The organism is Deinococcus alpinitundrae (assembly GCF_009982895.1).
GTDB classification, from domain to species: domain Bacteria; phylum Deinococcota; class Deinococci; order Deinococcales; family Deinococcaceae; genus Deinococcus; species Deinococcus alpinitundrae.
This window is the reverse complement of sequence record NZ_WXZL01000352.1, coordinates 1-257: the sequence shown is the minus strand read 5'-3', so window position 1 is coordinate 257 and position 257 is coordinate 1. Positions and strand designations below refer to the sequence as shown.

The 257-nt window shown below is 45.5% G+C and carries 1 protein-coding gene; it reads right to left on the bottom strand.

Annotation, left to right across the window (positions count from 1 at the left end; genetic code table 11):
* Nucleotides 1-37: 37 nt before the first annotated feature.
* A partial coding sequence (locus GUI70_RS25940; protein ID WP_161884604.1) for a VanZ family protein occupies nt 38-257 on the bottom strand: 220 nt, incomplete at its 5' end.

Sequence of the window (257 nt, the reverse complement as noted above, 5' to 3'; positions counted from 1 at the left end):
CCAACTTTTGTTCCACGCTCTTTTTGGTATCGAGCAATTAGGCAAAGCTAGTATTCTTCAACCACGGACGAACCAAGCAGTAAAAGGCAAGGTAGCCAATTACCACTCCAGCCGCGTTAGTGAGAACGTCGGTAATGTCCACGGTACGTTGGATGTTAATGATCATGTCCAAAATTAGTTGGTTACCTTCGTTGAAAATTCCGACTAGGCCTGCGCAAAGAATGACAGTCAGCCAGTTTAGGTGCCGGTGGAATAAA